Origin of the sequence: Rathayibacter sp. VKM Ac-2879, from assembly GCF_015351245.1 — a bacterium.
In the GTDB taxonomy this organism is placed as follows: Bacteria; Actinomycetota; Actinomycetes; order Actinomycetales; family Microbacteriaceae; genus Rathayibacter.
Genome location: NZ_JADKSO010000007.1, coordinates 1 through 5,468 on the forward strand (window position 1 = coordinate 1; position 5,468 = coordinate 5,468).

The window sequence follows — 5,468 nt, forward strand, 5'->3', positions numbered from 1 at the left end:
GGGGGGTGGGTGGTCAAATCTGGGGTTACACGCCGTGCGTGTATTCAATTATACCGCGCCCTTCACCAGGGCGCGGGGTGCCCGTCTTCTGGGAACCACAAAGTGGACGCAAGCAATCTTACAGCCACTCCTACCAGCCTTTACAACGGTATGAGAGTAGTGATTGTCAAGTTATCGGCTTATTAGTACCGGTCAGCTCCGACAGTCTTTAGTCCTGTCTTCCACATCCGGCCTATCAACCCAGTCGTCTGGCTGGGAGCCTCTCCCCCGAAGGGATGGAAATCTCATCTCGAAGCCGGCTTCCCGCTTAGATGCTTTCAGCGGTTATCCGTTCCGAACGTAGCTAATCAGCGGTGCTCCTGGCGGAACAACTGACACACCAGAGGTTCGTCCATCCCGGTCCTCTCGTACTAGGGATAGATCTTCTCAAATTTCCTACGCGCGCAGCGGATAGGGACCGAACTGTCTCACGACGTTCTAAACCCAGCTCGCGTACCGCTTTAATGGGCGAACAGCCCAACCCTTGGGACCTACTCCAGCCCCAGGATGCGACGAGCCGACATCGAGGTGCCAAACCATGCCGTCGATATGGACTCTTGGGCAAGATCAGCCTGTTATCCCCGAGGTACCTTTTATCCGTTGAGCGACAGCGCTTCCACAAGCCACTGCCGGATCACTAGTCCCGACTTTCGTCCCTGCTCGACTTGTCAGTCTCACAGTCAAGCTCCCTTGTGCACTTACACTCGACACCTGATTGCCAACCAGGTTGAGGGAACCTTTGGGCGCCTCCGTTACTCTTTAGGAGGCAACCGCCCCAGTTAAACTACCCATCAGGCACTGTCCCTGAACCCGATTAGGGTCCGAAGTTAGATATCCAGAGTGACCAGAGTGGTATTTCAACAATGACTCCACGAACACTAGCGTGCCCGCTTCACAGTCTCCCACCTATCCTACACAAGCCACACCGAACACCAATACCAAACTATAGTAAAGGTCACGGGGTCTTTCCGTCCTGCTGCGCGTAACGAGCATCTTTACTCGTAATGCAATTTCGCCGAGTTCGCGGTTGAGACAGCTGGGAAGTCGTTACGCCATTCGTGCAGGTCGGAACTTACCCGACAAGGAATTTCGCTACCTTAGGATGGTTATAGTTACCACCGCCGTTTACTGGGGCTTAAATTCTCAGCTTCGCCTTACGGCTAACCGTTCCTCTTAACCTTCCAGCACCGGGCAGGCGTCAGTCCGTATACATCGTCTTGCGACTTAGCACGGACCTGTGTTTTTAGTAAACAGTCGCTTCCCACTGGTCTCTGCGGCCATCGAACGCTCCCGGAGCAAGTCCGTTCACGCCTCAGGCCCCCCTTCTCCCGAAGTTACGGGGGCATTTTGCCGAGTTCCTTAACCACGATTCTCTCGATCTCCTTGGTATTCTCTACCTGACCACCTGAGTCGGTTTGGGGTACGGGCGGCTAGAACCTCGCGTCGATGCTTTTCTTGGCAGCATAGGATCACCGATTTCGACTTGCGTCTACCCATCAGATCTCAGGCTACATGAACGACGGATTTGCCTATCGTTCGCCCTACATCCTTAGACCGGGACAACCATCGCCCGGCTCGGCTACCTTCCTGCGTCACACCTGTTAATACGCTAAACGCACCAGCACGGGTTCGTACGCTAGGCCCCACGCTTCACCCCGAAGGGATCCATCGAAGGGATTCAGATACTTAGCACTACTGGATTGTCTGGGGCGGTTCTTCGCCGGTACGGGAATATCAACCCGTTGTCCATCGACTACGCCTGTCGGCCTCGCCTTAGGTCCCGACTTACCCAGGGAAGATTAGCTTGACCCTGGAACCCTTGGTCTTCCGGAGGACGGGTTTCTCACCCGTCTTTCGCTACTCATGCCTGCATTCTCACTCGTGTGGCGTCCACGGCTGGTTCACACCGCCGCTTCACTCGCCACACGACGCTCTCCTACCCATCAACACGGCTGGACCACGAAGGCCTACCACTAATGTCAATGCCACAACTTCGGTGGCGTGCTTGAGCCCCGTTACATTGTCGGCGCGGAATCACTTGACCAGTGAGCTATTACGCACTCTTTCAAGGGTGGCTGCTTCTAAGCCAACCTCCTGGTTGTCTGTGCAACTCCACATCCTTTCCCACTTAGCACGCGCTTAGGGACCTTAGTTGGTGGTCTGGGTTGTTTCCCTCTCGACTATGAAGCTTATCCCCCACAGTCTCACTGCTGCGCTCTCACTTACCGGCATTCGGAGTTTGGCTGACGTCAGTAAGCTTTTGGGCCCCATCGGCCATCCAGTAGCTCTACCTCCGGCAAGAAACACGCAACGCTGCACCTAAATGCATTTCGGAGAGAACCAGCTATCACGAAGTTTGATTGGCCTTTCACCCCTATCCACAGCTCATCCCCTCCATTTTCAACTGAAGTGGGTTCGGTCCTCCACGACGTCTTACCGTCGCTTCAACCTGGCCATGGATAGATCACTTCGCTTCGGGTCTAGACCCTGCGACTGACAACGCCCTATTCGGACTCGCTTTCGCTACGGCTGCCCCACACGGGTTAACCTCGCCACAGAGCACTAACTCGCAGGCTCATTCTTCAAAAGGCACGCCGTCACCCCAACAAGGAGGCTCCGACGGTTTGTAAGCAAACGGTTTCAGGTACTATTTCACTCCCCTCCCGGGGTACTTTTCACCTTTCCCTCACGGTACTTGTCCGCTATCGGTCATCTGGGAGTATTTAGGCTTATCAGGTGGTCCTGACAGATTCACACGGGATTTCTCGGGCCCCGTGCTACTTGGGATACTCTTCACGCCATAACACCATTTCGACTACGGGGCTCGCACCCGCTCTGGCCAGGCATTCAAACCTGTTCGTCTATGATGCGCTGTAACGTTCCGTGCTCGGCAGAACACGACGAAAAGTCCCACAACCCCGACCATGCAACCCCTGCCGGGTATCACACATGACTCGGTTTAGCCTCTTCCGCGTTCGCTCGCCACTACTAACGGAATCACTGTTGTTTTCTCTTCCTGTGGGTACTGAGATGTTTCACTTCCCCACGTTCCCTCTACCCGCCCTATATATTCAGGCGGGAGTCACCAGGTCACCACAAAGGGCCTGGCGGGGTTTCCCCATTCGGAAATCCTCGGATCACAGCTCGTTTATCAGCTCCCCGAGGCTTATCGCAGATTACGACGTCCTTCTTCGGCTCCAGATGCCAAGGCATCCACCGTTTGCTCTTAGAAACTTGAAATCACATGAGTTTAAGAAACTACAACTCGAAAAGTTGCAGATCCAATGATCGCGGACAACACCCGAAGGCGCTCTCCGCTGATCTTTGTGATCCAAGACCGAAGTCTTGAATCTAAGATGCTCGCGTCCACTGTGTAGTTCTCAAAATACGGGCGGTACCCCTCCCCCACACACCCAGGCATGAAGAAAAGATCCAGAAGAGTCGACCCCGCCACCCGAAGGCAACAGACCCGGTCCCTCAGGACCCAACAGCGTGCATGCACCCACCTCCACCACCCCGACGCGTTCCCAACCCGAAGGCTGTACTAACACGAGACGATCTCGACAAGCACCTAGTTCAATGTTCCACCCATGAGCAACCAGCGAAGACGAACGCTTCGATCTGGCGCCTGGAACACCCAACGGTGTCCAGATGCTCCTTAGAAAGGAGGTGATCCAGCCGCACCTTCCGGTACGGCTACCTTGTTACGACTTAGTCCTAATCACCGATCCCACCTTCGACAGCTCCCTCCTTACGGTTAGGCCACTGGCTTCGGGTGTTACCGACTTTCATGACTTGACGGGCGGTGTGTACAAGGCCCGGGAACGTATTCACCGCAGCGTTGCTGATCTGCGATTACTAGCGACTCCGACTTCATGAGGTCGAGTTGCAGACCTCAATCCGAACTGAGACCGGCTTTTTGGGATTCGCTCCACCTTACGGTATCGCAGCCCTTTGTACCGGCCATTGTAGCATGCGTGAAGCCCAAGACATAAGGGGCATGATGATTTGACGTCATCCCCACCTTCCTCCGAGTTGACCCCGGCAGTCTCCTATGAGTTCCCACCATCACGTGCTGGCAACATAGAACGAGGGTTGCGCTCGTTGCGGGACTTAACCCAACATCTCACGACACGAGCTGACGACAACCATGCACCACCTGTATACCGACCTTGCGGGGCAACCATCTCTGGAAGTTACCGGTATATGTCAAGCCTTGGTAAGGTTCTTCGCGTTGCATCGAATTAATCCGCATGCTCCGCCGCTTGTGCGGGCCCCCGTCAATTCCTTTGAGTTTTAGCCTTGCGGCCGTACTCCCCAGGCGGGGCGCTTAATGCGTTAGCTGCGACACGGAAACCGTGGAAAGGTCCCCACATCTAGCGCCCAACGTTTACGGCGTGGACTACCAGGGTATCTAATCCTGTTCGCTCCCCACGCTTTCGCTCCTCAGCGTCAGTTACGGCCCAGAGAACTGCCTTCGCCATCGGTGTTCCTCCTGATATCTGCGCATTCCACCGCTACACCAGGAATTCCATTCTCCCCTACCGCACTCTAGTCTGCCCGTACCCACTGCAGGCCCGAGGTTGAGCCTCGGGTTTTCACAGCAGACGCGACAAACCGCCTACGAGCTCTTTACGCCCAATAATTCCGGACAACGCTTGCACCCTACGTATTACCGCGGCTGCTGGCACGTAGTTAGCCGGTGCTTTTTCTGCAGGTACCGTCAAGCCGAAGCCCTTCTTCCCTACTAAAAGAGGTTTACAACCCGAAGGCCGTCATCCCCCACGCGGCGTTGCTGCATCAGGCTTGCGCCCATTGTGCAATATTCCCCACTGCTGCCTCCCGTAGGAGTCTGGGCCGTGTCTCAGTCCCAGTGTGGCCGGTCACCCTCTCAGGCCGGCTACCCGTCGTCGCCTTGGTGAGCCATTACCTCACCAACAAGCTGATAGGCCGCGAGTCCATCCTTGACCGAAAAACTTTCCACCCACACCCGATGCCGGGGCAGGTCATATCCGGTATTAGACGCCGTTTCCAGCGCTTATCCCAGAGTCAAGGGCAGGTTACTCACGTGTTACTCACCCGTTCGCCACTAATCCACCCAGCAAGCTAGGCATCATCGTTCGACTTGCATGTGTTAAGCACGCCGCCAGCGTTCGTCCTGAGCCAGGATCAAACTCTCCGTAAAAAAATACGACCCCCCACCCCAAACGAGGAAGGAGAATCAAGTTTGACCTCTAGCAAATAAGACATCCCTCCGACCCGAAAGCCGGAAACTGACATCAATTCCCAAAGGAAACCCAACCCGATCCGAAGACCAAGCCAGGATATAAAATTGGCATTGAACATAGTGCACGCTGTTGAGTTCTCAAGAATCGGACACACCCCACCTCCACACCACAAAGATGCTTCACAACGAGAGTGATCGAATA

At 55.1% G+C, this 5,468-nt stretch carries 2 rRNA genes; both read right to left on the minus strand.

The window, feature by feature from the left end:
• Positions 1 to 162: 162 nt before the first annotated feature.
• Positions 163 to 3,279 (minus strand): 23S ribosomal RNA (locus ITJ45_RS13860).
• 422 nt (positions 3,280 to 3,701) lie between these two features.
• Positions 3,702 to 5,224, minus strand: a 16S ribosomal RNA gene (locus ITJ45_RS13865).
• The 16S and 23S rRNA genes sit together here, the layout of an rRNA operon.
• Between the last annotated feature and the right edge of the window lie 244 nt (positions 5,225 to 5,468).